Below are 26,871 nucleotides of genomic sequence, written 5' to 3' on the forward strand. Positions count from 1 at the left end.
CCGGGACGCAGAGGTCACCTCATTCGTACATGGAGGGGCAGCCCGAGCCAGTCGTGAGAGGCCGTTCGGTCCACACCTCAGGCAGTGACAGAACCGATGCCGGGACCCGGTCTCACGCCTGCCCGGGCCCGTCTACCGCGTCACCTTCTCCCCGGCCGGCCCCACCGCGAACCACTTGCCGTCGAGTCCCTGACCGTTGAGGTCACCCGGCTTGCCGTCGCCCGAGAAACGGTAGACGGGCTGTCCGCCCACGGTGATCTGGACCTGGCCGTCCTGCCGGCGGATGGCGCCGACCGCCTTCGGGTTCACACCCGCCAGATAGACGTTGCCGCCCTCCTGGACGGTCACGGGGGGCCACTTCGCCGCACAGGCGTCGTTGCAGGCCGACCGCGACGGGTCGGCCGTGTCGTCGTCGAAGCGGTACAGCGCCGCCTGGTTGATGTTGATGAGGTGCGGTGCGGACAGCGGCGCCGAGGTCACCGCGGACAACTGCACCCACTTGGGCGGCGCCTCCTGGACCGCAGCTCCGACCACGGTCCCGCCGGTGCCGCTGAGCCCGGCGTCCTGGGCCGTGGAGTCGACCACCTGGAGCGCCGAGTTGCCCGCGCCCTGGCCAGGTGCCGTGGCCGGGGAGGACACCGGGGCCGGCGACGAGGCGGAGGACGGCGCGGCGGACGAAGCGGCCGGGGCGGGGCTGTCGCCGATGGTGATCGTCTTGCCGCAGGCCGACAGGCTCGCCGCGCCGCACAGGGCGAGTACGGACGCGACGGCGGCACGGCGTGCGGCGGTGCGCCCGGCGGCGGCGCGGGCGGACAGCAGGCGGGGCAGGAGCCGGTTCATGCCTGCAACACGAGACAGGCCCCGGTAAGGGTTCAATGCCGCCGCGGATCGGCCGGACCGCGTAGGGAAGTGAACGCTCCGGCCCCGTGGCCTCGTGTTTCCCGAGAGACGAATCCTCACCGCACAGGAACGGGGGACCGCAGTGGCGTCGGACGTCAACATTCCGGGGAGCGAGTTGAAGGAGGCCCAGGACATGTTGGGCTTCGTGGCGGACTTCATCGACATCGGACACCACACGTTCGACTTCGACGCGGCGTTCGGCCCCGAACTCTCCCACGGCTCCGCCCAGAACTTCGAGAACAAGTGGGAAGACGGCAAGCACCAACTCCAGAAGCAGGTGAAGGGCATCCGCGACGCCATCGGCACCATCCTGGACTCCTTCGAGAAGACCGACCAGGACGCGGCGTCGAACCTCGACGACGGAAGCGGCGGATGAACACACCCCGTTCCCCCAAGCCCCCGAACCATCCCCCGAACCATTCCCCGACGGACGAAGTGGCGGCCGACCGATGAGCACTGCACAGCGATTTCTGCTGGACATCCCGGATCCGTGGCAGCAGGTCGACCTGAGCGGAGAGGAACTGGCCAGGACCCGCGCACAGGCCCTGGCCTCGACCGACGACCCGCGCCAGAAGGCACGGATCAACGACATGTTCCGGCAGGGCCGGGAGGTGAGCAGGGCGGCCCGCCGCCACGGCGCGCTGCTGTCCGCCGGCACCGCGACCATGTACACCGAGGGCCTGTTCATGGCGTACGCCATGGTGTTCGCCGTCAGCACGCCCGAGGGCGAGGAACTGACCCTGCCCGTGCTGTCCGCACGGCTCGGTGTCTCCTCGGCGACCGGTGTGGCACCCCGGGACCGGGTCATCACCTCGGTACGGGTGCCCCATGTGGGCACGGCGGCCCGGGTCACCGGCACCGAGGTGACCCGGCTGACCGGGGACGTCGACGTCAAGCTGCTGACGATGCACACGATGATGCCGGTGCCCGGCAGCACCCAGGACTTCCTCGCGGTCACCCTCGCCAGCCCCAACCTGACGCTGAAGAACGAGGTGTACGACCTCTTCGACGCCATCACCAGCACGTTCCGTTTCGTGACGGACGGCGGAGTGCAGATCCCGGCGGACGGCGACGAAGACGGCGCGGGCGACGGCGCCGCCGCCTGACTCGGGCGGCCTGATCCGGGCGGCCCGACTCGCGCGGCCTGACTCGGGCCGCCTCCGATCCTGGCCGCTTCGTACGCTTGCCAGGCCGCCTGCCACGCCGCCTCCGCATGGGCATATCGCCTGACCTGCCGAAGGGCGGCCGGACCCCCCACGGTCCGGCCGCCCTTCGTCGCTCCGCAGGACCAGCCGCTCATCCCGTCCTGCGGGCGGGGAGGGAGGTGCGCCCCCGAGGGGACACGGAGGCGCACCTCCCGGCTTCAGAGTTCCGGTGCGAGGAACGGCACCTGCACCGTCCGCAGCGTGCCGTCGCCCAGGTGCAGCAGGCCCCGGCCCGGCTGCGGAGCCTGCCCGACGACGCCTCGGGACAGCTTCACGCCGATCACCTCGCCGTCACTCGGTCCCTGGGGGGAGAGCAGCATGCCGGTGCGGTTGCGCTTCACCTGCCCCATCCAGCCGGCCAGGCTCAGCGACAGCGACTCGGCGTTGCCGGCCGCGAGGACGCCCCAGCCGGTTCCGGCACCGCCGCGGGCGAGCACCGCGAGGTCGGCGTCGATCTCCGACCCCATGAACAGCTCGGCGTCGTCCACGACGATCACACCGTGCTCCTCCGGCACATGGCCCAGCGCCTGCCGGAACTCGCCCGCCGGTACCTCGGCGTCGGTGATGACCACGGCCACACCGGGCCGTCCCCGCAACTGCCGCAGCGGCGAGCGCCGCGGTGCCAGCACGATGAGGCCCGTCCCGGCGGCCAGCAGCGACTCGGCCGCGGTCAGCAGGGCGGTGCTGCGGCCGGTGCGCGGCGGCCCGGCGACCACAAAGGTCGGCACGTCCGCCAGGTCGGGGCCGAGCGCGGACAGGGTGTCGCCACCGACGGCCACCAGGGGCCGCATCGGTCCGCCGCCGGTGTGCAGGGCCAGGGCCTCGGCGTACGTGATCCGTTCGGGGAGCACGTCCAGCCGGATCGGCCGCCTCGCCACGGGGACCGAGGACTCGCGTTCGGTCAGCTCCCGGCCCAGGGCGGCCAGGAGCTCGGCCTGCGCGCCGCCGGACAGGTCCGCGCCGAGCACCGCGATCTGCGCCTCGCTCAGATCCTGGGTGCGGATGCCGCGCCCGGGTGCCGGGTCGGACGGCGCGGACTTGGTCGGGACGCCGACACCGGAGTAGTCCTGCCGGTCGTTGAGCCTGAGGACGATCTTGTCCTCGGTGGTGCCGGAGAACCGGCCGCTGCCGAGCACCCGGTCGCCGGCCAGGACGACGTGGATGCCGACGCCCGCCCCGTCACGCAGCAGCCGCAGCATGCGTTCCATGTAGCTGCCGTTGTCGTACGAGGTGAACTCGCGTTCGAAGACCTCGAACCGGTCGACCAGCAGCACGATGTGGGCGAGCCGTTCCCCGGGCGCCTGGTCGCCGCGCAGCTCGGCCAGGTCGGCCGTGCCCCGGGCGCCCAGGAGGCCCTGGCGCGCGGTGAGTTCGGCGCCGAGCCGGTCCAGCAGACGGCCCAGGCGTTCGGTCTGGTTCCGGTCGACGACCGCCCCGCAGTGCGGCAGCGCGGTCAGCGCGTTGAGCGCGCCGTTGCCGCAGTCGATGCCGTACAGGTGGACGTCGTCGGCGCCGTGGGCCTGGCCGAGCGCCGCCGCCAGGGTGCGCAGGGTCTGGGAGCGTCCGCTGCGGGGCGAACCGACGATGTGCAGATGGCCGGCCCGGTCGAGGTCGAGGACCAGGGGAGCACGGGTCTGCTGTGCGGGCAGGTCCACCATGCCGTACTCCACGGCCGGCAAGGCTGCCGCCCGCTCCTCGGCGGGCTTGGGCGCGGGCGGCACCGTCCACGGGAGCACGGCGGGCAGCGGCGGCAGCCAGGGGCTCGGCTGGGACGGCACACCGGCGAGCCGGGCCGCCTGCGCGATGGCCGCCGCGAGCACCGCCAGGTCGGTGACCGCCTCGGTCCGCGCCGCGCCCGCACCGCCCCGCGCCCCACCGGCCGGTCGCGGGCCGCCGAGGTTCTGCCAGGTCAACGGTTCCGCCCGGACGCTCACCTCGGTCCCCTCGGAGTCCTGGACGCCGGGCCGGCGGCCGCCGATGCGCCCCGACTGGAAGGGCAGCAGGGCCGACGGGCCCAGCCGGGCGTAGGCGCGGCCGGGGTTGGCCGGGGGGATCTCCCCGGAGTCGGGGGCGTCGATGATGTCGCGGCTCTCGCTGGTGTCGGTGGTGCGCAGCGCGATCCGCAGATTGGTGTTGGCGCGGATGTCCGGGGTGACCGCGCCGCCGGGACGCTGGGTGGCCAGTACCAGATGGATGCCGAGCGACCGGCCGCGCTGCGCGATGTTCACCAGTCCCGAGATGAACTCGGGCAGTTCCCGCACCATGGACGCGAACTCGTCGATGACCAGCAGCAGCCGCGGCAGCGGCGGCAGGACGTCGCCGCCGCGGGCGCGCTTGTCGAGGTAGTCCTCGACGTCCTTGGCACCGGCCCGGGCCAACTGGGTCTCGCGGCGCCGCAGTTCCGCACCGAGGGAGACCAGCGCCCGCTCCACGAGCCGGGTGTCGAGGTCGGTGACCAGGCCGACGGTGTGCGGCAGGTCGGCGCACTCGGCGAAGGCGCTGCCGCCCTTGTAGTCGACGAGCACGAAGGTCATCTCGTCGGGCCGGTTGACCACGGCGAGGGTGGCGACCAGGGTCTGCAACAGCTCGGACTTGCCGGAGCCGGTCGTGCCGGCGACGAGGGCGTGCGGGCCGTCACGGACCAGGTCGACGGCGAACTCACCGTCGTATCCGACACCGAGCAGGGCCCTGGTGCTGCGTCCGCCCAGCGACCAGCCGGCCACCACCGCCTCCGCGGTCGGCGGCTCCACGCGCAGCAGGTCCAGCAGGCGTACGGAGGCGGGCAGCGCACCCTCGTCGCTGTCGCCGACACCGCGCAGCGGGGCCAGCGCGCGGGCGAAGTGCTCGAACCAGCCGGACTCCGGTGAGTCACCGCGTACGTCCTCCAGCGCGGCGCCGGAGCCGGTACGCACCTTGCACGTGGTGGCGCCCGCCTCGGTGACGACGACGGCGCCGCACTCCTCGGGCAGCAGCCGCTCCTCGCGGTCGATGCAGACGGTGTGGACCCCCACGGACGGGCCGTCCCGCAGCAGCGCGATCACGCCGGGCAGCGAGCGGGCCCGGCGCGCCTGTTCCAGGACGACCAGGACGTCGGGCCGGCCGGCCGCGCCGCCGCGGGTGACGTCGGGGCCGTCGGCCGTCCGGGAGGCGATGAGCTGACCGAGTTCCCCGATGCGCCGGGCCAGGGACTCGGCGGTGCTGCCGATGAGGGCGTAGGCGTCCTCACCCTGTGCCTGAGTGTGCGGCAGCCAGCGGGTCCAGGACCAGTCGCGTTCGCCGTCGGGTCCGGCGAGGACGACGACCCGCAGGTCGGTGGGGCTGTGCAGGGCGGCGGCCTGGGCGGCCAGCCAGCCGGCCAGCCGGGTCGCGCCCGGTCCGGCGACGCCGGTGACCCCGGCCTTGCGCAGCGGGACGGCGACGGGCACCTGGTTCAGCGACGGCACGGTGCTGCGCCGGTGCTCGTCCTGCTCGGGGTCGTCGACGCCGATCGAGGACGGCAGGTCGGCGGTGCCGACGCGGACGGACAGGAAGTCGGGGTCCTGCCGGCGGCGTTCCCACAGCCGCTCGGACGGCTGGGCCGCCATCTGGAGCAGCGTGGCCGGGTCGGGCAGCGAGAGGCGCAGCTCGTGCTGCTCCGCCAGCACCGCGGAGTCGATGTCGGCACGCACCCGGGCCAGGGACCCCTCGTACTCCTCCTTCTTCTCCAGGTACTTGAGCATCGCCTGCTTGCGCCCGCCGAACTGGGTGACCAGGGCGGCGATCGGCGAGAGCAGGGCGATGAAGACGAAGGACCACCGGTGGGTGACGAAGATGGCGATGGCGGCACTGCCCGCCGGCAGCAGCAGGATCGGCAGCAGCGGGACGGGCCGCTTGTCGGGCTTGACCGGCGGGGTGGGCAACCGGAACTTCGCGCCCGCGGCGCGCGGCAGGAACCTCGGCGGCCGGTTGAACTCCAGGCCCAGCCCGTCCTGGGCGGGGGTCAGCGGGGCGCGGGCGGCCGGACGGGAACTCAGCTCCAGCAGGATGTCACCGACGGCGAGCTGGCTGCCCTCCCGCCACGGGGCGGGGGCCTGCGCGGGCTTGCCGTCGAGCAACGCCATGTCGGTCATGAGCAGTTCGGCGCCGCCGTCGACACGTATCCGGGCCCGGGCCGCGAGCGCGGGTGCGCCCTCGGCGAGCCGGACGCGGCACAGTGGGCCGCTGCCGATGTCGTAGTCGCCGGGGATCAGCCGGAAGACGGTTCCGGCACCGGGTCCGGAGACGAGCCGGACCTCGGTGCGGCCCTCCGGCTCGGGCTCCCGCGGGAGGGGAGCACCGAGCCCGAGGTCCATGCCGTCGCGGACACCGGCGGCCTGGAGGGTGGTGTCCGGGTCGACGGGGGTCGGGCCGACGTAGAGGGTCGGCGCCTCGGCGGCAGCCCCCACGTAGCCGACGGCGCGGGCCAGTTCGGCCGCGAACCTGCCGGTGGGCGCGGACGGCTCGGTCTCCACGGCGACGGTGGTCGACACCCCATCGACCTGCGGGTCACGCACGCTGACGGTCAATCGCACTGCTCATCGTCCTTCTCGAATGGAGGTGGGTGCCGCACCGCCCGCCGTGGCGGCGAGCCGGGCCGTCGGGTCAGGAGAGGTTGGAGCCGAGCTGGCTGTCGGTCTGGTCGAATGCCTCACCGACGGCCCTCACGTACTGGCCGATCCCCTGCAAGCCCTGGTTGACCTGCTCGAAGCCCTTGGCGAACTCGTCGAAGAACGGCGAGAACTTCTGCTGGGCGGCCGGCGTGCTGTAGCCGTCGGCGAGCAGGTTGGAGATCTTGCCCTTGACCTCGTTGAGCTTGTCCTGCAACTGGGAGAAGTCGTTGAGGAGGGCCTGCGAGGTCGAGGAAGTGGTGTCCGAGTTGACGCTGTAGCTGGGCATGGGAGTACTCCTTGCTGGTTGTTCGGTGTGGTCCGTCCCTTTCGGGGGCGGAGGACTGGGCGCGCGGACGGCTAGCGGCCGTCGCCGCGCGGGCTCTCGGAGGGGCTCGTCGGCGCCGTGACGAACCCGTCACCGGACGGGGACGGCGAGTCGCCACCGCCGTGCGGCGGCGCGCCGGACGTGTCGATCGGCGGGAGGGTGGGCCGTCCCGGGGAGCCGCCGCCGTCCGCGGTGGCGGGCGAGGGCGGCAGCGGCACGTCGGCGGGGTTCGGTGACGGCGGCCGTGACGCGGTCGGGGAGGGGGGTAGCGGCACGTCCGCGGGGTTTACCGGTGTGGGGGTGGGTGTGGCCGGGTGCGATGTGGTCGGGGACGGTGGGAGGGGTACGTCCGCCGGGTCCACCGGGGCCGGCTGCTGGGGGCCGGGGGGTGTGTTCGCCGGGCCGGCCGGCGGTCTGGGGCTGCCCTTGGGGGGGATCTTGTCGCTGAGGCCGTCGACCGCGCGGCCGAGCCCCGCCTTGCCGACCGGCCCGACGCCCAGCTTGGGAGCGGCGTTGGCGATCTCGCCGGCCGCGACCTCGTTGGGGTCGCCGCCCTGGGCGACGCCCACGCCGATCTTGGCCCCGAGGCCGGCGCCTTCCTCGACGAGGCCGCCCACCTGGTCGCCGGCCCGCTTGCCCACGGTGTCCCCGGCTGCGGGGGCCGTGGTGTCGCCGAACCGGCCGCCCTTGCCCTCCTCCACCGGAGGGTTCCCGCGGCTCTTTCCTATCTTTCCGATCCCTCCCTTGAAGGCGGTTCCGGCCACCGCTCCGGCCGCGGCCCCGGCGAACACGCCCGCGGCCGTGATCTCGTCGTGGTTGGCCGCCTTGGCGGCGGCCTCAAGACCCGAGTTGGCCAGGAACTTGCCGGTCACTCCCGCGACCACATTGCCGACCGGGTGGGCGAGGACACCGCCGACGACCTTGGTGACACCGAGCGAGTCGCCGATCCTGGTGATCGAGCCGGTGCCCTTGGCGATGAAACCGGAGTTCTTCACGGCGGCCATGGCGGCCGGCGCGATCGCCTCGGCCGCCCTGCCGCCCAGCTTCAGCAGGGAACCGCCCGGGACGATCCCGAGCAGGCCGACCACGAAGTCACCGGCCTTGACACCGCCGGTCTGACTCGCGACGACTTGGTTGAAGAGGAACAACGCCCCGCCGAGGAGCGCGCCGACCACGGGGAAGAACACCGCCACGACGGCGATGAGAGCGGCCAGCAGGATCTGGACGAACGGGAAGTCCTTGAAGAAGTCGGCGATCTTCTGGAAGACGTTCCGTTCCGGGATCGCCTCCGACGCCGCCCGGTCCAGTACGTCGGCGCACTGCCGCTGGGCGCTCTCCCGCATCGTCCGGGCCTGTTCCGCCAGGCTCTTGGCCGCGCTCAACTCGGACTTGCCGGCGTCGATGGCGTCCTGCGTCCGGCGGGCCTGCGTCTTCTCCTCGTCCGTCGGGTTCGCACCGAGTTCCTTGGGCGCCTGGTTCGCCTGCGGCGCGGCGGCCTGCGCCTGGTCCACCGCCCGGTCGAAGGTGTCCTGGGCCTCACGCAGCCGCGGCATGTAGTCGCTGTACGCCTGGGCCGCGTCGTGGTACGAGGTCATGGTCTTGGTCAGCTTGTCGGGGAGATCGTCGCCGATCTTCTCCTTCAGCTGGTCCATCGCCGACCCGCGGCCCTGCGAGATCGTGCCGTCCTTCTTCAGGACGTTCAGTGCCTTCTCCGCGGCGTCACCGACGTCCCGGTAGCGCTGCATCACACCCTGGATGAGGTCGGGGTCGCCGGGCGTCGGGTCCGAGTCCATGCCGACGAGCCGGAAGTCCTCGGGACTGGAATGCCGACGTGCCATGAGGATCCCCCGGTGCGGTGCCTGACAGATGCGGTGTTCGCCAGGTACACGAGGCCGGGCTTCAAGAGGGTTCACACCGCGATCGCTTCGAACGTTTTCGCCGGGCGGTTCCGTGTATCCGGTGCAAGGCGACCCCGGAGGGCATGGGTGGACACGATGAGCGACGGCGCGGACCTCGGGTCCGAGCACAGGACGGCGACCGCCACGGCACGCGGCACGGCACACACACTCCGGCACGCCGTGGCCGCGCTGCTGGCGGCGTGGCTCGTGGTGCTCGGCGCGGGCACCGGCGCGCACGCGGCGCCCGGCGACGGTCTGATCAAGGTGTTCGTGGTCCCCGACCCCGCGCAGACGGGCGGACAGCCCGCCACCCTCCCGTCGATCGCCGCCGCCACCCTGGGCGACCCGGCGCGCTCCGGCGAGATCCTCGACCTCAACCGCGGCCTGGCACAGCAGGACGGCGGGGCACTGACAGGACCGGACGACCAACTCCACCCCGGCTGGATCCTGCGCCTGCCGCAGGACGCCTCGGGACCCGCGGTCCAACTGGCCCGCGACACCGGCAACCAGGACGGAGCCACCCTCCCGCCCGGCACCGGACAACGGACACCGCCGGGCACCGCTCCGTCCACGATGTTCACCATCCCGCTGGCCGCGGCCGTCGCGGTGCTCGCGACGATCCTGCTCGCCCTGGTCACCGCGGGCATCGTGGGCAGGCGCAGGGTGCGTGTCGCGTACACCGCTGTACTGCGTGCCCTGCACGGGCTGGGCGAACCGGTGCGGCGCAGGCGCCGGCTGACGCAGCGGCGGACGACGGGCCGCCGGTTCGCCGCCGACTCGGAATCGGTCCGACGCGCCTACGGCGTCCTCGGCGAGTTCGTGCCCACCCGCCGCCGGCCCGAGCGGCCGGTGCACGCGGTGCGCGTCGACGAGAGGGGCGCCACCGTGTGGCTGACGGCCGCCGACACGGCCGACGCCCCGTGGACGCACCTGGACAGCACGCGCTGGCGACGCTCCACGACCGCCGCCGGCCGGCCGGCCCGCACCGACGACACCGGCCCGGCCGCCCCGGCCTCGATCACCACGGCCTGCCTCGTCCGCGCGGGCGCGGACAGCGACGGCGCGCCCGTGTTCGTGGACCTCAGCCGACTGGACGGCGTCCTGAGTGTGAGCGGCGATCGGACCGTGGCCCGCGACGTCGTACAGAACCTGCTGGCGGAAGTCGCCCGCACCCGGCCGGACACCGCGGTGACCGTGCTGCGCGGGGCGGACGGCGGCCCGCCGCTCACCGTGCCGACGGGGCTGCGGCAGCTTCCCCGGGTGGCGGCCCCCGCTCCGTCGGCGCCCGCCGCGGACCTGGGGACGGTGCGCGCCGGGGCCGCGCGCCGCCCGGTGCGGGGCGTGGTCGTGGTGGCCGGGACGCCGGACGAGCGGGTGGCCGCCGAACTGGCCGCCCTGTGCGGGCCGGGCGGCGCGGGCTGGACCGGGCTGGTCCACGGCGAGGTGAGCGGCGCGCACTGGCGCTGGCACACCGACGCCGACGGCCGCGTCGACATCCCGGTGCTGGACGTCCGGCTCACCGTTCCGGCATGAGTGCCCGGCCGGCCTGCGCGCGCAGGATACCGAGGGCGTAGTGCCGGCGGGACTTGACGGTGCCGGCGGGTATGCCGAGGACACGGGCCGTCTCCTGCGCGGTCCGGCCGCACACGTAGGTGTGCAGAAGGATCTCCCGGTGGTCGTGGGACAACTGCCGCAGCAGGTCGGCCGCCTCGACCGAGTCCAGCACGGCGTCGGCGTGGTCGGGCAGGGCGACGTCGTGGTACTCGGCGCCGACGGTCTCGTGGCGGGCGGTGGCGCTGCGCCTCTGGTCGACGACGAGATTACGGGTCACCTTGAGGAGCCAGCCCAGTACCGATCCCTCGGTGCTGTAGAGGCGTTCCGCGTGCGGCCAGGCACGGATGAGGGTCTCCTGGACGATGTCCTCCGCAAGGTGGGGATCGTTCAGCAGCTTCTCCGCATAGCTGACCAGTGCTTTCGCGTGGTCGGACATCATCGTGCGCAGCAGTTGCTCGGGGGTCGCGGCTGGTGCGCCGGCCGCGTCGGTGGTCGTGGGCATGGCTTCGTTCCTGAGGGGGGTGTCGTGTGCGGCTCACGGCTCCTGGCTGGAGCGGAGCGCAGAGCGTAGACAGGACCCGCTTCCGGAACGCTGAATGTTTACTGACGCGGGGCCGGACCGGGTACGGCGCGGTCCCCTACGGGCATGGCGAGGTCTCGCACGGGTACGGCGCGGTCAGCTACGGGCACGGCGGGTCTCGCACGCGTACGGCGAGCTGTCCCACGGGTACGGCGAGGTCTCTCAGGCGGCTGCACGGTGGCCGTATGGCGGCTGCTCGGGAGACAGCCCCCTCGTCGCCTGCCTCCGCGATCGATGCCGGGCGGTGCGCGACGCGCCCGGCCGACCGTTTCCGGGGCGCCGCGTCCTCGTGTCAGGTCGTGGCGAGTGCCTCGGTCGGGGTGAGCCGCGCCGCACGGATCGACGGATACATGCCCGCCGCCATCCCGATCACCACGGCACCGCCCACACCCGCCCCGAGCACGGTGAGCGGGACGCTGGGCCGCCGGCCCAGGGCGCCGGGGCGACCTTCATCCTGCGTTTCCCCCGTACAGGCGGCGCTCGCCCTTCCCGGTCCATTGGGTGCGCGGACCGGGTCCGGGAAGTGACCACGACTTCAACGCCGACGGCTTGGAGGCGCTTTGCCGGACGGCCCGCCGCTCCTGCCCGGCGGCGTCACCCAGGCCCGCGGGCCGGGTCCGGCTCGCTCACCGGAGGGCGTCGAGCAGCAGGCCCGCGGCCACCGTCGCCCCGTCGGTGCGGATCTCGGTGCTCAGAGCCTTCGCCCGCGCCCGGGTCTCGGGTGCCAGGGCCGTCTTGAACGCGACGCCGAGGGACTCGACGGTCGGAGCCGGACTGTCGAGTGCCGCGCCGATGTGCAGGTCCGCCACCTGGCCGGCCCAGTACGGGTTGTCCGCCAGTTGGAGAGGCACCACCACTTGCGGCACGCCCGCCCGTGCGGCCGTCACCGTCGTGCCCGCGCCGCCGTGGTGGACCACGGCGGCCACCCTGCCGAACAGACGCTGGTGGCTGACCTCGCCGATGGCGAAGCAGTCGTCCCGGTCGTCGACCAGGTCCAGGTCCGCCCAGCCGCGGGAGACGAGCGCACGGTGACCTCGTGCGCGGATCGCCTCGATGGCCTTGCGGGCGATGTCCGGCGACGGGCGCATGCTGCCGAAACCCACGTAGACCGGCGGCGTGCCCGCGTCCAGGAACGTCACCAATGCGGCCGGGAGAGGGCGTTCGTCCGGCAGGGTCCACGCACCCGTCTGGAGCACGTCGAGGCCGGGGGTCTCGCGCCACGGTCCCAGGACCGGGTCCGCCGCCAGCCACGGCTGGTCGGTGAAGACATGGTCGCGGACGTTGTCCACCGGGGGCAGACCAAGCGCTGCCCGGTGGCCGTTGAGCGGCCCGCCGAACTGCGCGTTCACGGTGCGGGCGTCCAGCTCCCACAGCGTCAGGTTGTCGTTCACCTCCGGCTCCGGCCAGCCCGGCCGCGGTGGCGGTGCGTGGTGCGGCGACGGCAGGTTGACCGCCGAATAGCTCACGTACACGTAGCGGATGCCCGTGGCCTCGGCCACCGACCGCGCCGCAATCTGCGCCAGGCCGGCCGCCACCAGCGCGTCACACCCGTCGGCCGCCGCGGGGAAGATGTCGAACTGCGTGTGGACCATCTCGGTCCGGTACCGGGACAGATCCGCCGCCGACGGCAGACTCGCCCCGCGCATCAACGCCTTCACCGGTGGCCCGACCGGCACCAGTTGTATCCCGAGACCTGCCAGCCGCTCCGTGAACTCCTCGTCCGGCGGGGCGCACATCCGCACCTCCACGCCGAGCGCCCGGAGCCGCACCGCGAGTGCCACCAGCGGTTCGACATCGCCACGTGTCCCGTACGTGGACAACAGCACCCGCATTCCGCGTCCTCTTTCGCTCTGTCTCCTCATACGCTTCGGCCCGTGCCCGCCCACGTTTCGAGCGGTCCTTGTCGACGGCGATGCGCCGGCCGTAGCGGGTGTGCGGCAGCAGTGTACGGCGCGCGGTATTGAACGCGGGAGTGGTCACCGAACACCGAGGTGCCGGGGCGATGGGCCAACTCCTCGATTTCGACGTCGACTTCCACCCCCGCGTTCCACCCCCGCGTTCCACCCCCGTGTTCTACCCCCGTGTTCCACCTCCGTGGGCAGCGGCGAGCGTCCGCCGGCCCCCTGCTGACGATCTCGTCGATCAGCGCTCCCTCTCGCCGGGAACCGTCCTCGCTGACTACGGTGAGCGCCAGCGCGCCTGCCGGGCCGACGTGTGGCGTCTGCCGTGGGCCGCCCGTACCCGGCGCGGCGCGCGAGGTTCCCGATCGTCAACACAACCTGAGAGCCACTCGATGCATAGTGAGAACCACTCGATGCATAGCTCGTCCGTGCCCATCCCCGATGTTTCGATCATCTTGCCCTGCGCCGGATTCGGAACGCGCTTCAGCGCGCCCTACTCGAAGGAACTGCACTGTCTGGCTCCGGGGGTCACGGTGCTGGACCGCAGCCTGGAGGCCGTCGTCGAACTGGCCAAGAGCGGACTCGACGTGCGCCTGGTCGTCGTGTTCGGGACACACAAGCTGGACACGGTGAGGTATCTCGCGCGCTACGCCGAGACCTTCCACATGGCCTTCGTCTACCAGGACGAGTCCTTTGCGCCGGGGCTCGACGGGGCGATCCGGTCCGCCCTGCCGATGACGCACGGGCCGGTGGCCCTCGTCCTGCCTGACATCGTTGTCGCCGGCGCGGGGAGTGCCGGCTGTCTTCTCGCCGCGTTCCGGCACCTGGCGGTGGCGGGTTGGAGCGTAGTGGCCGCAGCGGAGCGGGATCCCGACGCGCTGCGGCAGCTGGGTGCGCTGGCCGTGGTCGAGGAGAGCGGCGTAGTGACGGTCGGGGCGGCCGCCGAAAAGCCGGCGGATCCTTCGGGCTTCAACGCGTTCTGGGGCATGGTGGCGGTCACCCAGGAGGAGGCACACCGGTTACCCGACGTGGTGAGCAAAGCGGCGGACAGCCCCCTCGGCGGCGCGGTCGCCGTCATGGTGGAGCGCGTCGTCAACTACAACACCGTCACGGGCTGACCCGCCGGGCAACGACGAGTTCGTGCGTGGTCGTGGGCACGGGCCGTGCTGGACGGGCCCGACCGGCTCGTTGTGCGGTCCGCCGCTCTCACGGCGGGATCGCCTCGATCGTCTCTCGCAGGTGGCGCAGTACGGCGCCGAGTTCGTCCGGGGCCACGGTGGCCAGTGCCAGCCGGAGCGCATGGGGCCGGTAGGGGCCGGTGGCGAAGGCGTCCGCGGTGGACACGAGGATGCCCTGCCGCGCGAGCACGGCCGCGACGTGATCGGGGCGCTGGTGCGGTTCCAGGCCGAGCCACACCGTGTACGACGCCGGGTGCGCGGTGACGTCCAGGCCGGCGAGCGCGGCGCGGGCGATGTCCTGCCGGGCGGCGGCGTCCCTGCGACGGTCCTTCTCCAGGTGTGTCACCGTGCCGTCGCCGAGCCAGCCGGTGGCGAGTGCGGTGACGAGACCAGGAGTTCCCCAGGCCGACGTGCGCAGACTCCGCGTGACCCGCTCCACGTGGTGGCCGGGTACCACGGCGAAGCCGAACCGCAGGCCAGGTGCCACGTTCTTCGACAGTCCGGCGACATAACAGGTGCGTTCGGGGGCCAGGGTCTGGAGCGGAGGAGGCGGCGACGCTTCGAGGAACGCGTAGGTGCCGTCCTCGACGATCAGGCAGTCCCGTGCACGGGCCACGGCGACCAGGTGGTCGCGCTGCTCCCGGCCCAGCACCCAGCCGAGCGGGTTGTGCACGGTGGGGATCGTGTAGATCGCGCGGACGGGCCGGGCGCGGCACAGCCGGTCGAGCGCGCTCAGGTCGGGGCCCGTCCCCGTGACCGGGATCGGCGCCAGGTCGAGATGGTGCGCCGCAGCGAGGAGCTTGATCCCCGGGTAGCTGAGCGCGTCGACCGCGAGGACGTCGCCGGGCCGGGTGAGCGCGCTCAGCACGGAGTCGAGCGCCTGCTGCGTCCCACCGGTCAGCAGGACGTTCCGTGGCGCCGTGTCGATGCCCCGCTCCAGCAGGTAGGTGGCCACGACCGCCCGGTCGGGACGGCGTCCGCCCGGCGGGTGCTGGCGCAGCAGCGCCTCGACGTCCCCCGACACCGCGAGTGCGCGCAGGGCCCGCCGCAACAGCACCCCCTGCTCCGGGGCCAGCGGCTGGTTGAACGACAGGTCCGCCACCCGTTCCACCGGTAGCGCGCGCGAGGGTTCGAGCCCGTCGTAACCGGACCGCTCCCGGACGAAGGTTCCTCGGCCCGGTTCTCCCACGACCAGGCCCATGGCGGCCAGCTCGGCGTAGACCCGGGTGGCCGTGGCCAGCGCGATCCGCCGCTCGTGGGCCAGCGCCCGGTGCGTCGGCAGCCGGGTGCCGGCCGCGAGCGCCCCGGAGCGGATCGCGGCGGCGAACTCGTCGACGACGGGTTTGTAGGAAGGCGGTCGCATGCGGCACCTGGATCGAGCGTGTCAGGGACGTACATGTCCAGGACAGAAGACGTACTACATGTTCAGGACAGAACATGTATCCAGGACAATAGCTGGATTGTACTGGAACAGGGCTCCTAGCCTCGGTGCGTCCATACCCAGGCGGGACGGAGCCCGGCATGACCGTTCACTTCGAGCGGGACGACCACGTCGTCACGCTCACCATCGACAGGCAGCACAAGCTCAATGCCCTCGACTATCCGACGATCGACGCGCTGCTCGCCGAGCTGGACCGCGTCGACTCCGACGACGGGGTCCGGGCCGTCATCCTGACCGGCGCCGGGCGCAGGGCGTTCAGCGCGGGCGCGGACATTCCCTCCCTGGCGGACAGCATCGCCGGCGGGCCCGAGCGCGCGCTGCGCGAGATCGTGCGCCGTGGACACACCCTGACCCGGCGGATCGAGGAGTTCCCCAAGCCGGTGATCGTCGCGGTCAACGGCCTCGCGTACGGCGGTGGCTGCGAGATCACCGAGGCCGCCCCGCTCGCGATCGCCGCCGAGCACGCGACCTTCGCCAAGCCGGAGATCTCCCTCGGCTTCCCGCCGCCCTTCGGCGGTTCCCAGCGGCTGCCACGCCACGTCGGCCGCAAGCGCGGCCTGGAGATGATCCTGACCGGCGACCGGATCCCGGCCGCCCGAGCCGCCGAGATCGGCCTGGTCAACACCGTCGTACCCGCCGGCGAACTCCTCGACGCCGCACGGGACCTGGCCGCACGGATCGTCCGGCACGCGCCGACGGCCGTGGCGGCCTGCCTGCGTGCTGTCACCCGCGGCATCAACCTGCCCATCGACGAGGGACTCGCCATCGAGGCGGCCTGCTTCGCCGCCACCGTGCCCACGGACGGTGTACGGAACGGACTTCGGCGCTTCCTCGACCGCTCAGCCGTCTCCGGCTGAACCCGGCCTCCGTACCGGGGTCACCGCCCAGGCCCCGATGCCGCAGCCGGCAACGGGGCCTTCGCCGCGGCGACTGTGTGCGCGCTCCGGCCCCTCCTGCCGCCGGGCGCACGGCCGAGGAGGGCCGAGTGTGCGGTATCGCCTGGTCGGTTCGCGGCGTGAGTTCCCTGAGTTCACTCACCTCCTGGCGGCCCACGCGGACATGGTCCACGCCACCTTGGCCGACCTCGGCCCGGCCGGGGTCAACGCCGCCCACAGCACCCTGCTCGAACTGGCCAAGGCGGTCGCCGGACGGTGTTTCGACGACGTGGAACCCTTGCTGGCCCCCGCACGCGCCCAGGCCGCGAAAGAACTCACCGACCGTCACCTCGCCGATCCCGAGCTGTCGCCCACGATGCCGGCGGGCGAACTCGACGTATCCGTCCGCACGCTCCACCGGGCCTTCGCCGCATCGGGAGAGTCACCGACCACCTGCATGCGCCGCCGGCGGCCGGAAGAGGCCCGGCTCGCGCTCACCGCGCCGTCCGGCCGGCTGAGCGTGTCGGAGATCGCCGCCCACTGGCAGTTCGCGGACACCAGCCGCTTCACCCGGTCCTTCAAGAAGCACTACGGCCGGACACCCACCGCATACGCACGCTCGGCCGGGGCGGTCTGATGCCGGTCAGCCGCGGCGGTTGCGACCGGGTTCCGGGTGTCGCGGCGCATCACCTGCCTCCGGACACCGGCAGTCCCTCGCACGGCCCAGGCGGGCCGGTGGGCCCGCGGGGACGGGCCGACCGACGCTCCAGAGGGGCATCGAGCCTGGTGATGTCTGCGGCGTTCACGTTCCCGCAGGAGGCTACGCTGGCCACCGTGGTGGGACAGGTCACCTAAGGCAGGGAGTTGGTCCAGAGTGTCATCGATGCCGGGGAACACCGGGGAGCCCGGGTCTGCGGGGTTCGTCGGTGGTTACGCGCTCCTCGGCAAGCTCGGCAGTGGCGGCATGGGAGTCGTCTACCTCGGACAGTCGCCCTCGGGGCGTCAGGTCGCGGTGAAGGTCGTGCACGCGCAGTACGCGCAGGACGAGGAGTTCCGGGCCCGCTTCCGGCGGGAGGTCGTGGCTGCTCGCCGAGTCAGCGGGGCGTTCACCGCGCCGGTCGTGGACGCCGACCCCGACGCGGAGCAGCCGTGGATGGCGACCCTGTACGTGCCGGGCCGAACGCTGGGCAGCACCGTGGCGGAGACGGGACCACTGACCGGGCGCGCGTTGCGTCTGCTGGCGCTGGGCCTGGTGGAGGCGCTGCGGGACATCCACCGGGCGGGCGTGGTGCACCGTGACCTCAAGCCCGGCAATGTCCTGATGGCCGAGGACGGTCCGCGCGTCATCGACTTCGGTATTTCGCACGCGGCCGACCACCAGGCCCTCACCGTGACCGGGCGGCTGATGGGCACACCGCCGTTCATGTCGCCGGAACAGTTCGAGTCGCCCCGCGACGTCTCCGCGCCGTCCGACGTGTTCTCGCTCGGGTCACTGCTCGTGTACGCGGCCACCGGCGGGGGCCCGTTCGACAGCGACAGCCCGTACCTGACGGGCTATCGGATCATGCACGAGCCGCCCGACCTGGGCCGTGCTTCACCGCCGCTGCGTTCCATCGTCGAGCGCTGCCTGGACAAGGACCCGCAGCAGCGGCCGGGACTCGACGAGTTGCAGGAGCTGTTCTCCTCGCTGCCGGACGCCGCCTTGCTCCCGCCGGCCGGTGCGCCCGCCGCGGCGCACCTGGCGGCCCAGGAGACGGTGGACGCAGGGGGGAACCGCGAAGCGCCCGGTGCGAGCGCGCGGACGCGGGACAGGACAGGCCCCGCCGGACGGGGGCGCGGGCGGGGCCGGCTCGTCCTCGCGGCCGGCGCGGTGCTGGCCGTCGCCGTGGCGGGCGTGCCGGTGTATCACTTCACGTCGGGCGGGCAGACCGGCGGGACGGCTGTCAGCGATGTCACCGCCGCCCCGGCCGGGCCCGCGGCCCCGGCGCTGCCCGTCGGCTGGCGGCCCTGGCGGACCAGCCTGACCCGGACCGTGAAGGACGGATCGACGGCCACCAACGTGGACACCGTGGACTCCGGGTGTGTGGCCGACGGGGCGTCGGTGTACTGCGCGGGGACCGGCTTCACCGTCGCACGGATCGACGCCGCGACGGGCCGGGTACGGTGGCGCTTCGGTGACAACAGCCAGGCCGCGGAGCGGCCTCTCGGCGTCCGGCGCGGACTGGTGTACGTGACGGTGCCGCCCGACGAGGACCACGTGTACTCGGCCCAGCAACTGGTGGCCCTCGACGCTGCCACCGGCAAGCGGGTCTGGACCCGCACCGTCGACGCGGGCCACTCGGCGGCCTTGTTCGGCGGCGGCGTCCTGGCGATGCCGGACGGCGCGCACGAGTTCGTCGCCCTCGACGCCGCGACCGGCAAGAACCTCTGGCACACGTCGGCGCGATCGTCCCAGGGCACCGGATGCTCCCCGCTGGTCGTGGCAGGCGCCCCCTACGGGCTGTGCACCAACGCGAACGACCCCTTCCAGGGCCAGGTCGGCTTCCTGCGCCTCGATCCCGCCGACGGCACTCCGCGAGAACTCGATCCGCTGCCTCTGACGGTGGAACCGCTCGGCTCCACCGAAGGACGGCCGTTCTTCGCCGTGCTCGCCAGTCTGGACGCCGCGGACAACAGCAGAAACGACGCCCCGTACTCCGCCCTCCTCAGGGTCGATCCGAACACCGGATCCCTCACCCACGTGCCCCTGAAGAGCGCCGTGCGGGGCACACCCCGGCTCATCGACGCCACGGTGTACTTCGTGCGCCCCGACGGCACGGTCACCGCGGTCAACGCCGTGACCGGCGAACGGAAATGGCAGAAGAGCACACAGATCGAAAACCTCTCGGCGCCCACCAGGTCCGCCACCTACGACACTCTCTACTTCGCCAACCGCTACGGCCGGCTGCTCGCCCTCGACCGTCCCACCGGTGCCACTCGGTGGACGAAGGACCAACTGGCCGATCCCGGGCCCTCAGCGCAGAACCGGCTCCCGAGTGTCGCCCTCGTGCAGGACGCGATCGTGGCGGTAGCGGGTGACACGGCCTTCTCCGTACGCCCTGATCAGCCACCGCCCGCGGCGGGGTGACGTGCTGCGACGCGCCGACCGGACGACCAACGCCGCACGCAATCGGACCGTCACCACCTGACTACGGTCGGAAGCCCCGTCGAGCACCCCTGCCCGTAGGCGAGGTGATTCGGCCACGCATCGCGCATCGGCCGTGTATCTGCCATACATCCGCCCTGTATCCGGAAGCCGCTGACCGTGCGGTTCCGAGGGCGCCCGCGGAGGCGCCGGTACCACTCACCGGCGGCACCCGGTGGCTGCGCCGACGATCCGGTTCTCGCCATGCGGCACCCTTGAGCAGGGCTGACACTCGGACATATGAACACGACGACGGGCATGCCACGAGGTGACTCCTCGAACCCACACCGGGCACCGGACGCCGACGTTCTCGTGGTCGGGGCCGGCCCGACCGGCCTCCTGCTCGCGGGTGACCTCGCCGAGTCCGGAATCGATGTCGCACTGTTGGAGCGACGCGACCACGAATCCCATCTGAGCCGCGCCTTCACCCTCCATGCGCGAACCCTGGAGCAGCTCGACGCCCGAGGCATGGCCGACGAACTCCTCCGGATCGGCACACCGACCCGGGGGCTGCATCCGTTCGGCCGTCTCAGTATCGACTTCTCCAGGCTGCGCACGCGCTTCCCCTTCATCCTCACCATTCCTCAGTGGCAGGTCGAAGGGGCCCTGCTGCGCCGGACCGAGGAGACGGGAGCCACCATCGTCCGTGGGGCCCGGGTCACCGGGCTACGGCAGGACCCGGACGGCGTCGACGTGGACGTGTCCCACCCGGACGGCACCATGACCACGCTCCGGGCCCGCTACGTCGTCGGTGCGGACGGAGTGGGCAGCACGGTCCGGCAGAGCCTGGGCATGCCGTTCCCCGGCAGGTCGGTCATTCGCTCCGTGATGCTGGCCGACGTGCTGCTCGACCGCGCCCCTGACGACATCTTCAACTTCAGCTCGAACGAAGAAGGGTTCACGTTCTTCGCGCCGTTCGGGGACGGCTGGTACCGCGTCATCGCCTGGGACCGGCGCGAACAGGCGCCTGACGATGCGCCGATCACCTTGGAGGACGTCCGGGACATCACCCGGCGTACGATCGGCAACGACCTCGGGATGCACGACCCGCGGTGGCTTTCCCGCTTCCACAGCGACGAGCGGCAGGTACCCCACTACCGGCAGGGACGAGTGTTCCTCGCGGGCGACGCCGCACACGTCCACTCACCCGCCGGCGGCATGGGCATGAACACCGGGATCCAGGACGCCGCCAACCTCGGCTGGAAACTGGCAGCCGTCCTGCACGGCTGGGCCGGTGACGCACTGCTGGACAGCTACCACACGGAACGTCACCCGGTGGGGCGTATGGTCCTGCGTGTCAGTCACGCACTCCTCACGGCCGTCACCACCGGGTCACCTCTGATCCGTAGGTTGCGGGCCGTACTGGCCACCGTCGTACACCAGTTGGTCGTGGTGGAGGCGCGCGCGGCACGCGGCATTTCCGGCATCGGGATCACCTACCGGGCGCCCCGCGGCTCTCATCCGCTCGTCGGACGCCGGGTGCCGGACCTCCGCCTGGCAGAGAAACCGGCCCGGCTCTACGAGGCACTGCGGGAGGGCAGGTTCGTACTGGTGGGCCGCGATGTCGCCGCGGTTGCCGCGCCATGGGCGGGGCGAGTGGTGACAGCGTTCCCGGCGGCCGGCCTGCGCCCGACCCTCCTGGTCCGGCCCGACGGCTACGCCGCGTGGGCGGCCGAGGACCCCGACCCGGACGAGGTGCGCGAGGCCCTGACACAGTGGCTGGGCTCGATGGACCGCGAGGGAGCGTGAACGGCCTACCCGCTCTCGTGCCCGAGAGTTCCTTGCGCACGCCACCACGCGGAGAGCTGTGCCGACGTTCGTGCTGTCCCAGCTCTACGAGGTCGCTGACGGCCGGGATGTGCCGGTCCAGGCCCGCGGCAAGCGACGACGAACGAGATTCAGGCACCTCACCAGGGCAGATGGCCGACCTGGCAGATATATCAGCTATGGCTCAGTCGGCTAGCTGGGTCCTCACCGCTCCGGCCAACCGGCTGTGGACTTCCCGCCCCCGCTACCACTTCGCAGGGCGAGCGGAGCCGGCCCGGGTGCGGTGGGCGGTCAGCCGGCGTCGGGGGTGAGGCCCGCGCTCTCGACAGCCGCGAGCGCGCAGATCTCGTCGTTGTCGGAGGTGTCGCCGCTGATGCCGACGGCGCCCAGGACATGGCGCTCGGCGTCACGGATCAGCACGCCGCCCGGTACCGGTGCGATCCGCCCACCGGAGATGGCGGTCAGGGCGTCGAAGAACGCCGGTGCCGTGGCCGCCCGCGCGGCCAGGGCGCGCCCGCCGATGCCCATGCCGAGGACCCCCCAAGCCTTGGCCTGGGCGATGTCGGGACGGAGCAGCCCGCTGCCGTTCTCCCGTTTGCAGGCGACCAGGGCCCCGCCGTGGTCGAGGACCGCGACGGTGAGCGGATGGAGGTCCAGTTCCCGGCCCTTCGCCAGTGCGGCGTCGACGATGTGGGCGGCCTGGTCCAGCGACAGGGGTTCCATGGGTGTTTCGACTCCTCAGCGTTCTTCGGTGTTCCTCGGTGGCTCTTGTGAGTTTCTCGGTTTTTCTCGGTGTTTCTCGGCGCGGCGGTGCAGGGGCGGTCAGGGGGAGCGGCCGGGCGGCGGGGGACGCTGGGCGCGGCGGCTGCCCGGACCATCTCCATCCACATGCCGCGTTCGGAGTGGGAGCCGAGGAACCTGCGGTCCACGCGCGGGGCGTCCGGGACCGGGAGCCGGTTGAAGCGCCGGGGATCGATGACCACCGCGTTCTTGTAGCGGGGCTTGGGATGGCGCAGCCGTTCGCCGTGCACGTGCTCCCAGATCGCGTTGAGGCCCCACTGTTTCCTGCCGTCGGCGAAGTAGTAGTAGTTGCCGTCGAACCGCCCGGTCCGCGCCAGCTCCTGACGAGCCCGGCGGCGCTGCTCGATGCTCATGAAACCGTAGCCGGAAGCGCCGCCGAACTGGAGGACCAACTGGACGCGTTCGCCGGGCGCGGCGTCGCCGAGCGGGTCGTCCTGGGGGCCGTAGGCGCTGCCCTCGGGGAAGTACCCGATCTCGCCCTGCCGCAGGACGAGGCCGCGCCCGATGTTCATGTCGCCGTGGATCGGCAGACGGATCTGATCGAAGTTGTGCCGGTGCCGGGGCATCCAGAAGCCGGCATCCTGGCGGCCCAGGATGTACATGAAGTTCTCGGGCGTGTCCGGTTCGCCGCGCAGCATGTGGTGGAAGGAGACGTCGCCGGTGGGGTGGTCCTTGGCCCAGACGCCGTCGTCATAGGGGACGATCTTCACGGAGTCCTCCGCTTCACTGTGTCCTGCGGTGTGGATGCGGTGTTCGAGGGAGTGGTGGTGGGTGCGGTGCCTGAGTCTGCTCGGGTCCGGTCGGCGGTGCGTGCGCCGGCGGCCGGGGCGGTGGCGGGCGGCGCCCGGTGCGGCACCGCCGGCCGGTCGGTGGCGCGGGCGGTGGTGCCGCCGGTCACCCGGCGGCGTGGGTGGAACTGCCGCCGGTCAGCCGGTGGTGCGCGGGGTGGGGACGGCGGTCTGCCTGGGCGGCCGGCCCGTGGGGCGCAGGGCGAACCGGCCGAGGGCGAGGACGGTGACCGCGCAGGCCGCGCTGACGACGCCGACGACGACGAACAGCGCGCCCATGTCGAACGAGGCGGCGATCAGCCGGCCGCCGACCGTCGGGCCGATGATGCCGCCGACCCGGCCGCAGCCCATGGCCCAGCCGACGCCGGTGCCCCGCAGCGAGGTGTCGTAGTACGTGGCGACCAGGGAGACGGTGCACATCTGCGCGCCGATCGCGAAGAAACCGGCGACGAAGGTCGTGATCAGCAGCCAGGTGCCGGAGGTGCCGGCCTGGCCGATCAGGGCGATGGCGGCGGCGCCCAGGGTGTAGGCGGCGCCGAGGGCCACACCGGGCGGGAAGCGGCGGGAGAGCGGGTTGATGACGAAGCTGCCCACGATGCCGCCCAGGTTGAGCGAGGCCACGCTGAGAATGGCGGCCGAGGAGCCGATACCTGCTGCGGTGGCGACCGTGGGGATCCAGTTGACCAGGAAGAAGGCCATCAGCAGGGTGAGGAAGAGAGCGAGCGACAGCAGGGAGGTGCCGACCGCGCGCCCCTCGGTGAACAGGTCCCGCACCGGCACCTTGCGCGGCCCCTCCACCGCTTCGAACCGGACCCGCGCCGCCTCCCGCTCCCCGATCCCCATCCGGGTCAGCAGCCGGATGATGGCGGCGTCGTCCTGCCGCAGGGACAGGAAGCGGATGGATTCCGCAACGAACGCGATGATGCAGGGCACCAGCAGCAGCGGGATCAGCCCGCCCACGACGAAGATGCTGCCCCAGCCGCTGTCCGGGATCAGGTGGGAGGCCAGCACGCTGCCGATCACGGATCCCAGCGGGATGCCGCAGAAGGCGATGGCGGCGACGGCGGCACGGGCCCGTTCCGGGGCGTACTCGGCGGCGATGGCGATGGCGCCGGGCAGCGCGCCGCCCACGCCGAGCCCGGTGACGAACCGGATGACGCCCAGGGTGGTCATCGAGTCGGCGAGCGGGGTGACGAGGGAGCCCAGCCCGAACAGCGCGACGGTGCACACCAGGGTGGGTTTGCGGCCGAACCGGTCGGCGACGACACCGGAGGTGATCGCACCGACCAGACCGCCGAACAGGCCGATGCCGAACACGAAGCCGAAGCCGGCGGGCGACACGTGCCAGGCGGCGGCGATGGCGGGAGCGGCGAAGGAGATGGACTGGGTGTCGTATCCGTCGAGGACCATCACCGCGACGCAGACGGCGATGACGAGGACCTGGAAACGGGACGTCCGGGCGTCATTGATGATCGTTTCGAGCGAGGGGCGTGACTCGGCACTCATGGCGGTCTCCTGGGTGTGAGCGGCTCTGACCAGGTCCCCGTGGTGTTGCCAGTTGCCAGTTGCCTGTGCGCGATGATCCGACCGCGTCCGACCGCGTGCGGATCGTTTCCTGCTGGCCGGCGCCGTGGTCGGGTGCGCCGGCGGCCGGGTCCGGAGGTTTCCTGTCCCTTCTGTCCGAGGGTGTACGAAGCCGTCCTTTGGTGCACATCTCCCGGGAAAGTGATGGGGGAGGCGATCGGGAAAGTGATGGGGGAGGCGATCGGGGAGGTGATTGGGGAGGTGATTGGGGAGGCCGGACCGGGGAACGGCGTCAGCGGGTGAGCGAGGCGAGCTCGGTGCGCATCAGCGACGAGATGAGTCCGGTGCAACTGGGGTCGGAGCACCGGACCTCCCGGGCCTCCGGCACCGAGGTGAGCAGGTCCAGGGCGTGTACGTGGTAGGCGCGGGTGACGCGCACCGCACGCTCGGGGTCCCGGGCCTCCAGGGCGGCGACGACGGCGATCCGGTCCTGCTGGAGCGCCCCGGCGACCTTCCGCAGCGGCAGCAGTTCCCGCTGGGACAGTTCTCTGGCCAACTCCACCTGGACCTCGCCGAGGGAGACGCAGATCTCCGCGAGTACGGGGTTGCCGCACGGCTCGGCCAGGCGCCGGAGGAAGTCACGCAGGCCGTCCATCGCCCGGTCCAGGTCGTCGAGGTCGGCGAGCCCTTCGGCGCACGTGCGCAGGGCGGCGATCTGCTCGTCGGTCGCATGGCGCGCGGTGAGGCCGGCGGCGTGCGAGTTGACCACACCGAGGATGTCCATCACGTCCGTGACCGGGGCGGACTCCAACGGGATCGCGGAGGCCATGGACACGGCGATCAGGGTCTCGGTGCGTACGGTCACGAAGGAACCGCTGCCGTGCCGGACCCGGACGAGGCGGTCCGCGCGGTGACCGGTCACTGGTCACCGCGATCCGCACGCGCACCCGTTTGCCTTGAGTGCCTCGCGCCCGCACCGTAGAGGCATGGGCGCTAAAGAGGGCCCCACGCTCATCACGTCCGTGCAGCGGGCCCTTCGGTTGATGGAGGCGGTCGGGGCGCACGAGAGCGGCGCGCCGGCCAAGCAGCTCGCGCGGGAGACGGGGCTGGCGCCGGCCACCACATACCACCTGCTGCGGACGCTGGCGCACGACGGATACGTGCGCAAACTTGAGGACGGTACCTTCGTCCTCGGCGAGAGGCTGGGTGCGCTGCACAGCGTGAGCCGGACACAGGCGCTGCTCAGCCGGGTCCGGCCGATGCTCGGTTCACTGCGGGACGACCTGTCCGCCGCCGCCTATCTCACCTTCTACGAGGACGGCGAGATCCGCGTGGCGGACATCGTCGACGGGCCCCAGGCGCCGCGCGCCGAACTGTGGGTCGGCTTCGAGGACGCCGGTCACGCCACCGCCCTGGGCAAGTGTGTGCTGCGCGAACTGGACGACGAAGGGCGCCAGGAGTACCTGACACGGCACCCCCTGGCGGACCTCACGCCCCGGACGATCACCCACCGCGAGGAGCTGCTGCGCCGGCTCGACGCCGTCCGCGAAGCCCCGACCGTCACCGATCAGGAGGAGTACTCCCTCGGGGTCGTCTGCGTCGCGGTGCCGGTGTACCGGGGCGACACCCTGGGATCGCTGGGCATCTCCCTGCGGACGGGCCGCGAGTCCACGGTCGAGGGCGCCGCCGTACGGCTGCTGGCTGCGGCGAACCGGGTGACCAGGGGCCTGTCGCTCACTATCTGAAACTCACGCCCTTGTGCCGGAAAACGCGTGAACCGTTCACTGGAGACACGGAAGCATCCAGGACGGCACGAGAGGCAGTGAGCGAAGATTGCGGACGTTCCTACAGCTCGCCCCGACGGACGACAATCTCGATCACCGTACGACGAACGGGTGGACCGTCGTCAGTGTCACTGCCGAGATGGACATCCGCTGCTCCGAGCCGATCCGCCAGACCGCCGCCCGACTCGTCGACCAGGGGCACCGGCACTTCGTCCTGGACCTGTACGGCGTGGCGTTCCTGGACTCCATGGGGCTGGGTGTGATCGTGGCGATCACCAAACTCCTCCGCGCGCACGCCGGATCCCTGGTCCTGGCCCGCGCCGACGCCCGGATACTCAGCGTGTTCAAGGCCGGCGGGCTGCACGCCGTCTACGCGTTCCACGACTCGGTCGAGGAGGCGACCCGGCACGCCCCCGACGGCAGCGGCCTGGACGGTTGGCCGTACGTCGCGCCGTGATCCGGGCACCCACGGAGGCCGCGGGTGCGCCGGACTGCTCCCACGACCGCGGGTACGTCGGACGACCGCTGTCCGCTGTCC

General features: G+C 72.3%; 20 protein-coding genes. 10 read left to right on the forward strand and 10 right to left on the reverse strand.

Features of this window, described 5'->3' with window-relative positions; genetic code table 11:
- Positions 1-132 precede the first annotated feature (132 nt).
- A complete protein-coding gene (locus ACFY2B_RS05915) occupies positions 133-840 on the reverse strand; it encodes a hypothetical protein (RefSeq protein ID WP_390761897.1) in 708 nt (235 codons plus the stop codon).
- A gap of 193 nt (positions 841-1,033) precedes the next feature.
- Between ACFY2B_RS05915 and ACFY2B_RS05920 the strand changes: the two genes are divergently transcribed.
- Together ACFY2B_RS05920 and ACFY2B_RS05925 are read left to right on the forward strand one after the other, a co-directional pair.
- Entirely contained in the window at positions 1,034-1,276 is a 243-nt protein-coding gene (locus ACFY2B_RS05920; RefSeq protein ID WP_390761898.1) for a hypothetical protein, read from the forward strand.
- 73 nt (positions 1,277-1,349) lie between these two features.
- Complete coding sequence (locus ACFY2B_RS05925; protein ID WP_390761899.1) at positions 1,350-2,006, forward strand: hypothetical protein; 657 nt, start codon at positions 1,350-1,352, stop codon at positions 2,004-2,006.
- Between the two features lie 257 nt (positions 2,007-2,263).
- Here ACFY2B_RS05925 and ACFY2B_RS05930 read toward each other — a convergent pair whose 3' ends face one another.
- From ACFY2B_RS05930 to ACFY2B_RS05940, 3 genes are all read right to left on the reverse strand, one after another.
- Positions 2,264-6,649 (reverse strand): FtsK/SpoIIIE domain-containing protein, encoded by a 4,386-nt coding sequence (locus tag ACFY2B_RS05930; RefSeq protein ID WP_390761991.1) that lies wholly within the window; start codon positions 6,647-6,649, stop codon positions 2,264-2,266.
- A 76-nt stretch (positions 6,650-6,725) separates the two neighbouring features.
- On the reverse strand, positions 6,726-7,019 hold the full coding sequence (locus ACFY2B_RS05935) for a WXG100 family type VII secretion target (protein ID WP_390761900.1): 294 nt from the start codon (positions 7,017-7,019) through the stop codon (positions 6,726-6,728).
- Positions 7,020-7,090: 71 nt separating this feature from the next.
- On the reverse strand, positions 7,091-8,896 hold the full coding sequence (locus tag ACFY2B_RS05940) for a putative T7SS-secreted protein (protein WP_390761901.1): 1,806 nt from the start codon (positions 8,894-8,896) through the stop codon (positions 7,091-7,093).
- A 147-nt stretch (positions 8,897-9,043) separates the two neighbouring features.
- On the opposite strand from ACFY2B_RS05940, the gene ACFY2B_RS05945 reads away from it, so the two are divergent.
- Positions 9,044-10,489 carry a hypothetical protein gene (locus ACFY2B_RS05945; RefSeq protein ID WP_390761902.1) on the forward strand — a complete coding sequence of 482 codons (1,446 nt, stop codon included), beginning with the start codon at positions 9,044-9,046 and terminating at the stop codon, positions 10,487-10,489.
- Here the strand turns inward: ACFY2B_RS05945 and ACFY2B_RS05950 are convergent.
- Together ACFY2B_RS05950 and ACFY2B_RS05955 are read right to left on the reverse strand one after the other, a co-directional pair.
- Complete coding sequence (locus ACFY2B_RS05950; protein ID WP_390761903.1) at positions 10,473-11,012, reverse strand: sigma-70 family RNA polymerase sigma factor; 540 nt, start codon at positions 11,010-11,012, stop codon at positions 10,473-10,475. The genes ACFY2B_RS05945 and ACFY2B_RS05950 overlap by 17 nt on opposite strands.
- 704 nt (positions 11,013-11,716) lie before the next feature.
- The gene (locus tag ACFY2B_RS05955) at positions 11,717-12,922 is read right to left on the reverse strand and encodes a glycosyltransferase (RefSeq protein WP_390761904.1); all 1,206 of its coding nucleotides are present in this window, start codon (positions 12,920-12,922) and stop codon (positions 11,717-11,719) included.
- 497 nt (positions 12,923-13,419) lie between these two features.
- On the opposite strand from ACFY2B_RS05955, the gene ACFY2B_RS05960 reads away from it, so the two are divergent.
- Positions 13,420-14,109 (forward strand): hypothetical protein, encoded by a 690-nt coding sequence (locus ACFY2B_RS05960; protein WP_390761905.1) that lies wholly within the window; start codon positions 13,420-13,422, stop codon positions 14,107-14,109.
- 88 nt (positions 14,110-14,197) lie between these two features.
- Here the strand turns inward: ACFY2B_RS05960 and ACFY2B_RS05965 are convergent, their stop codons facing one another.
- On the reverse strand, positions 14,198-15,532 hold the full coding sequence (locus tag ACFY2B_RS05965; protein WP_390761906.1) for a PLP-dependent aminotransferase family protein: 1,335 nt from the start codon (positions 15,530-15,532) through the stop codon (positions 14,198-14,200).
- Positions 15,533-15,690: 158 nt separating this feature from the next.
- On the opposite strand from ACFY2B_RS05965, the gene ACFY2B_RS05970 reads away from it, so the two are divergent.
- The 4 genes from ACFY2B_RS05970 (at position 15,691) to ACFY2B_RS05985 (ending at position 21,418) form a co-directional block, all read left to right on the forward strand.
- Positions 15,691-16,467 carry a crotonase/enoyl-CoA hydratase family protein gene (locus ACFY2B_RS05970; protein WP_390761907.1) on the forward strand — a complete coding sequence of 259 codons (777 nt, stop codon included), beginning with the start codon at positions 15,691-15,693 and terminating at the stop codon, positions 16,465-16,467.
- Positions 16,468-16,597: 130 nt separating this feature from the next.
- On the forward strand, positions 16,598-17,122 hold the full coding sequence (locus tag ACFY2B_RS05975) for a helix-turn-helix domain-containing protein (protein ID WP_390761908.1): 525 nt from the start codon (positions 16,598-16,600) through the stop codon (positions 17,120-17,122).
- A 246-nt stretch (positions 17,123-17,368) separates the two neighbouring features.
- On the forward strand, positions 17,369-19,612 hold the full coding sequence (locus tag ACFY2B_RS05980) for a PQQ-binding-like beta-propeller repeat protein (RefSeq protein WP_390761909.1): 2,244 nt from the start codon (positions 17,369-17,371) through the stop codon (positions 19,610-19,612).
- Positions 19,613-19,909: 297 nt separating this feature from the next.
- Positions 19,910-21,418 (forward strand): FAD-dependent monooxygenase, encoded by a 1,509-nt coding sequence (locus tag ACFY2B_RS05985; RefSeq protein WP_390761910.1) that lies wholly within the window; start codon positions 19,910-19,912, stop codon positions 21,416-21,418.
- Positions 21,419-21,727: 309 nt separating this feature from the next.
- Here ACFY2B_RS05985 and ACFY2B_RS05990 read toward each other — a convergent pair whose 3' ends face one another.
- The 3 genes from ACFY2B_RS05990 to ACFY2B_RS06000 all read right to left on the reverse strand — a co-directional run bounded on the left by ACFY2B_RS05990 (position 21,728) and on the right by ACFY2B_RS06000 (position 25,471).
- The gene (locus ACFY2B_RS05990) at positions 21,728-22,159 is read right to left on the reverse strand and encodes a heme-binding protein (RefSeq protein WP_390761911.1); all 432 of its coding nucleotides are present in this window, start codon (positions 22,157-22,159) and stop codon (positions 21,728-21,730) included.
- A gap of 1,004 nt (positions 22,160-23,163) precedes the next feature.
- Positions 23,164-24,531 carry an MFS transporter gene (locus ACFY2B_RS05995; protein WP_390761912.1) on the reverse strand — a complete coding sequence of 456 codons (1,368 nt, stop codon included), beginning with the start codon at positions 24,529-24,531 and terminating at the stop codon, positions 23,164-23,166.
- Positions 24,532-24,841: 310 nt separating this feature from the next.
- Positions 24,842-25,471 carry a FadR/GntR family transcriptional regulator gene (locus ACFY2B_RS06000; RefSeq protein WP_390761913.1) on the reverse strand — a complete coding sequence of 210 codons (630 nt, stop codon included), beginning with the start codon at positions 25,469-25,471 and terminating at the stop codon, positions 24,842-24,844.
- A 64-nt stretch (positions 25,472-25,535) separates the two neighbouring features.
- Between ACFY2B_RS06000 and ACFY2B_RS06005 the strand changes: the two genes are divergently transcribed.
- A complete protein-coding gene (locus ACFY2B_RS06005) occupies positions 25,536-26,294 on the forward strand; it encodes an IclR family transcriptional regulator (RefSeq protein WP_390761914.1) in 759 nt (252 codons plus the stop codon).
- Between the two features lie 88 nt (positions 26,295-26,382).
- Positions 26,383-26,790: an STAS domain-containing protein gene (locus ACFY2B_RS06010; RefSeq protein ID WP_390761915.1), complete on the forward strand. Its 408-nt coding sequence runs from the start codon at positions 26,383-26,385 to the stop codon at positions 26,788-26,790.
- The last annotated feature ends 81 nt before the right edge of the window (positions 26,791-26,871 follow it).

Origin of the sequence: Streptomyces sp. NPDC001270 (assembly GCF_042896695.1) — a bacterium.
GTDB lineage: Bacteria > Actinomycetota > Actinomycetes > Streptomycetales > Streptomycetaceae > Streptomyces.

Bases quoted from the DNA above. Each gene is read 5' to 3' on its own strand.
- ACFY2B_RS05915 (WP_390761897.1), bottom strand. From the start codon at position 840: ATGAACCGGCTCCTGCCCCGCCTGCTGTCCGCCCGCGCCGCCGCCGGG.
- ACFY2B_RS05920 (WP_390761898.1), top strand. From the start codon at position 1,034: ATGTTGGGCTTCGTGGCGGACTTCATCGACATCGGACACCACACGTTC.
- ACFY2B_RS05925 (WP_390761899.1), top strand. From the start codon at position 1,350: ATGAGCACTGCACAGCGATTTCTGCTGGACATCCCGGATCCGTGGCAG.
- ACFY2B_RS05935 (WP_390761900.1), bottom strand. From the start codon at position 7,019: ATGCCCAGCTACAGCGTCAACTCGGACACCACTTCCTCGACCTCGCAG.
- ACFY2B_RS05940 (WP_390761901.1), bottom strand. From the start codon at position 8,896: ATGGCACGTCGGCATTCCAGTCCCGAGGACTTCCGGCTCGTCGGCATG.
- ACFY2B_RS05950 (WP_390761903.1), bottom strand. From the start codon at position 11,012: ATGCCCACGACCACCGACGCGGCCGGCGCACCAGCCGCGACCCCCGAG.
- ACFY2B_RS05955 (WP_390761904.1), bottom strand. From the start codon at position 12,922: ATGCGGGTGCTGTTGTCCACGTACGGGACACGTGGCGATGTCGAACCG.
- ACFY2B_RS05965 (WP_390761906.1), bottom strand. From the start codon at position 15,532: ATGCGACCGCCTTCCTACAAACCCGTCGTCGACGAGTTCGCCGCCGCG.
- ACFY2B_RS05970 (WP_390761907.1), top strand. From the start codon at position 15,691: ATGACCGTTCACTTCGAGCGGGACGACCACGTCGTCACGCTCACCATC.
- ACFY2B_RS05980 (WP_390761909.1), top strand. From the start codon at position 17,369: ATGCCGGGGAACACCGGGGAGCCCGGGTCTGCGGGGTTCGTCGGTGGT.
- ACFY2B_RS05985 (WP_390761910.1), top strand. From the start codon at position 19,910: ATGAACACGACGACGGGCATGCCACGAGGTGACTCCTCGAACCCACAC.
- ACFY2B_RS05990 (WP_390761911.1), bottom strand. From the start codon at position 22,159: ATGGAACCCCTGTCGCTGGACCAGGCCGCCCACATCGTCGACGCCGCA.
- ACFY2B_RS05995 (WP_390761912.1), bottom strand. From the start codon at position 24,531: ATGAGTGCCGAGTCACGCCCCTCGCTCGAAACGATCATCAATGACGCC.
- ACFY2B_RS06005 (WP_390761914.1), top strand. From the start codon at position 25,536: ATGGGCGCTAAAGAGGGCCCCACGCTCATCACGTCCGTGCAGCGGGCC.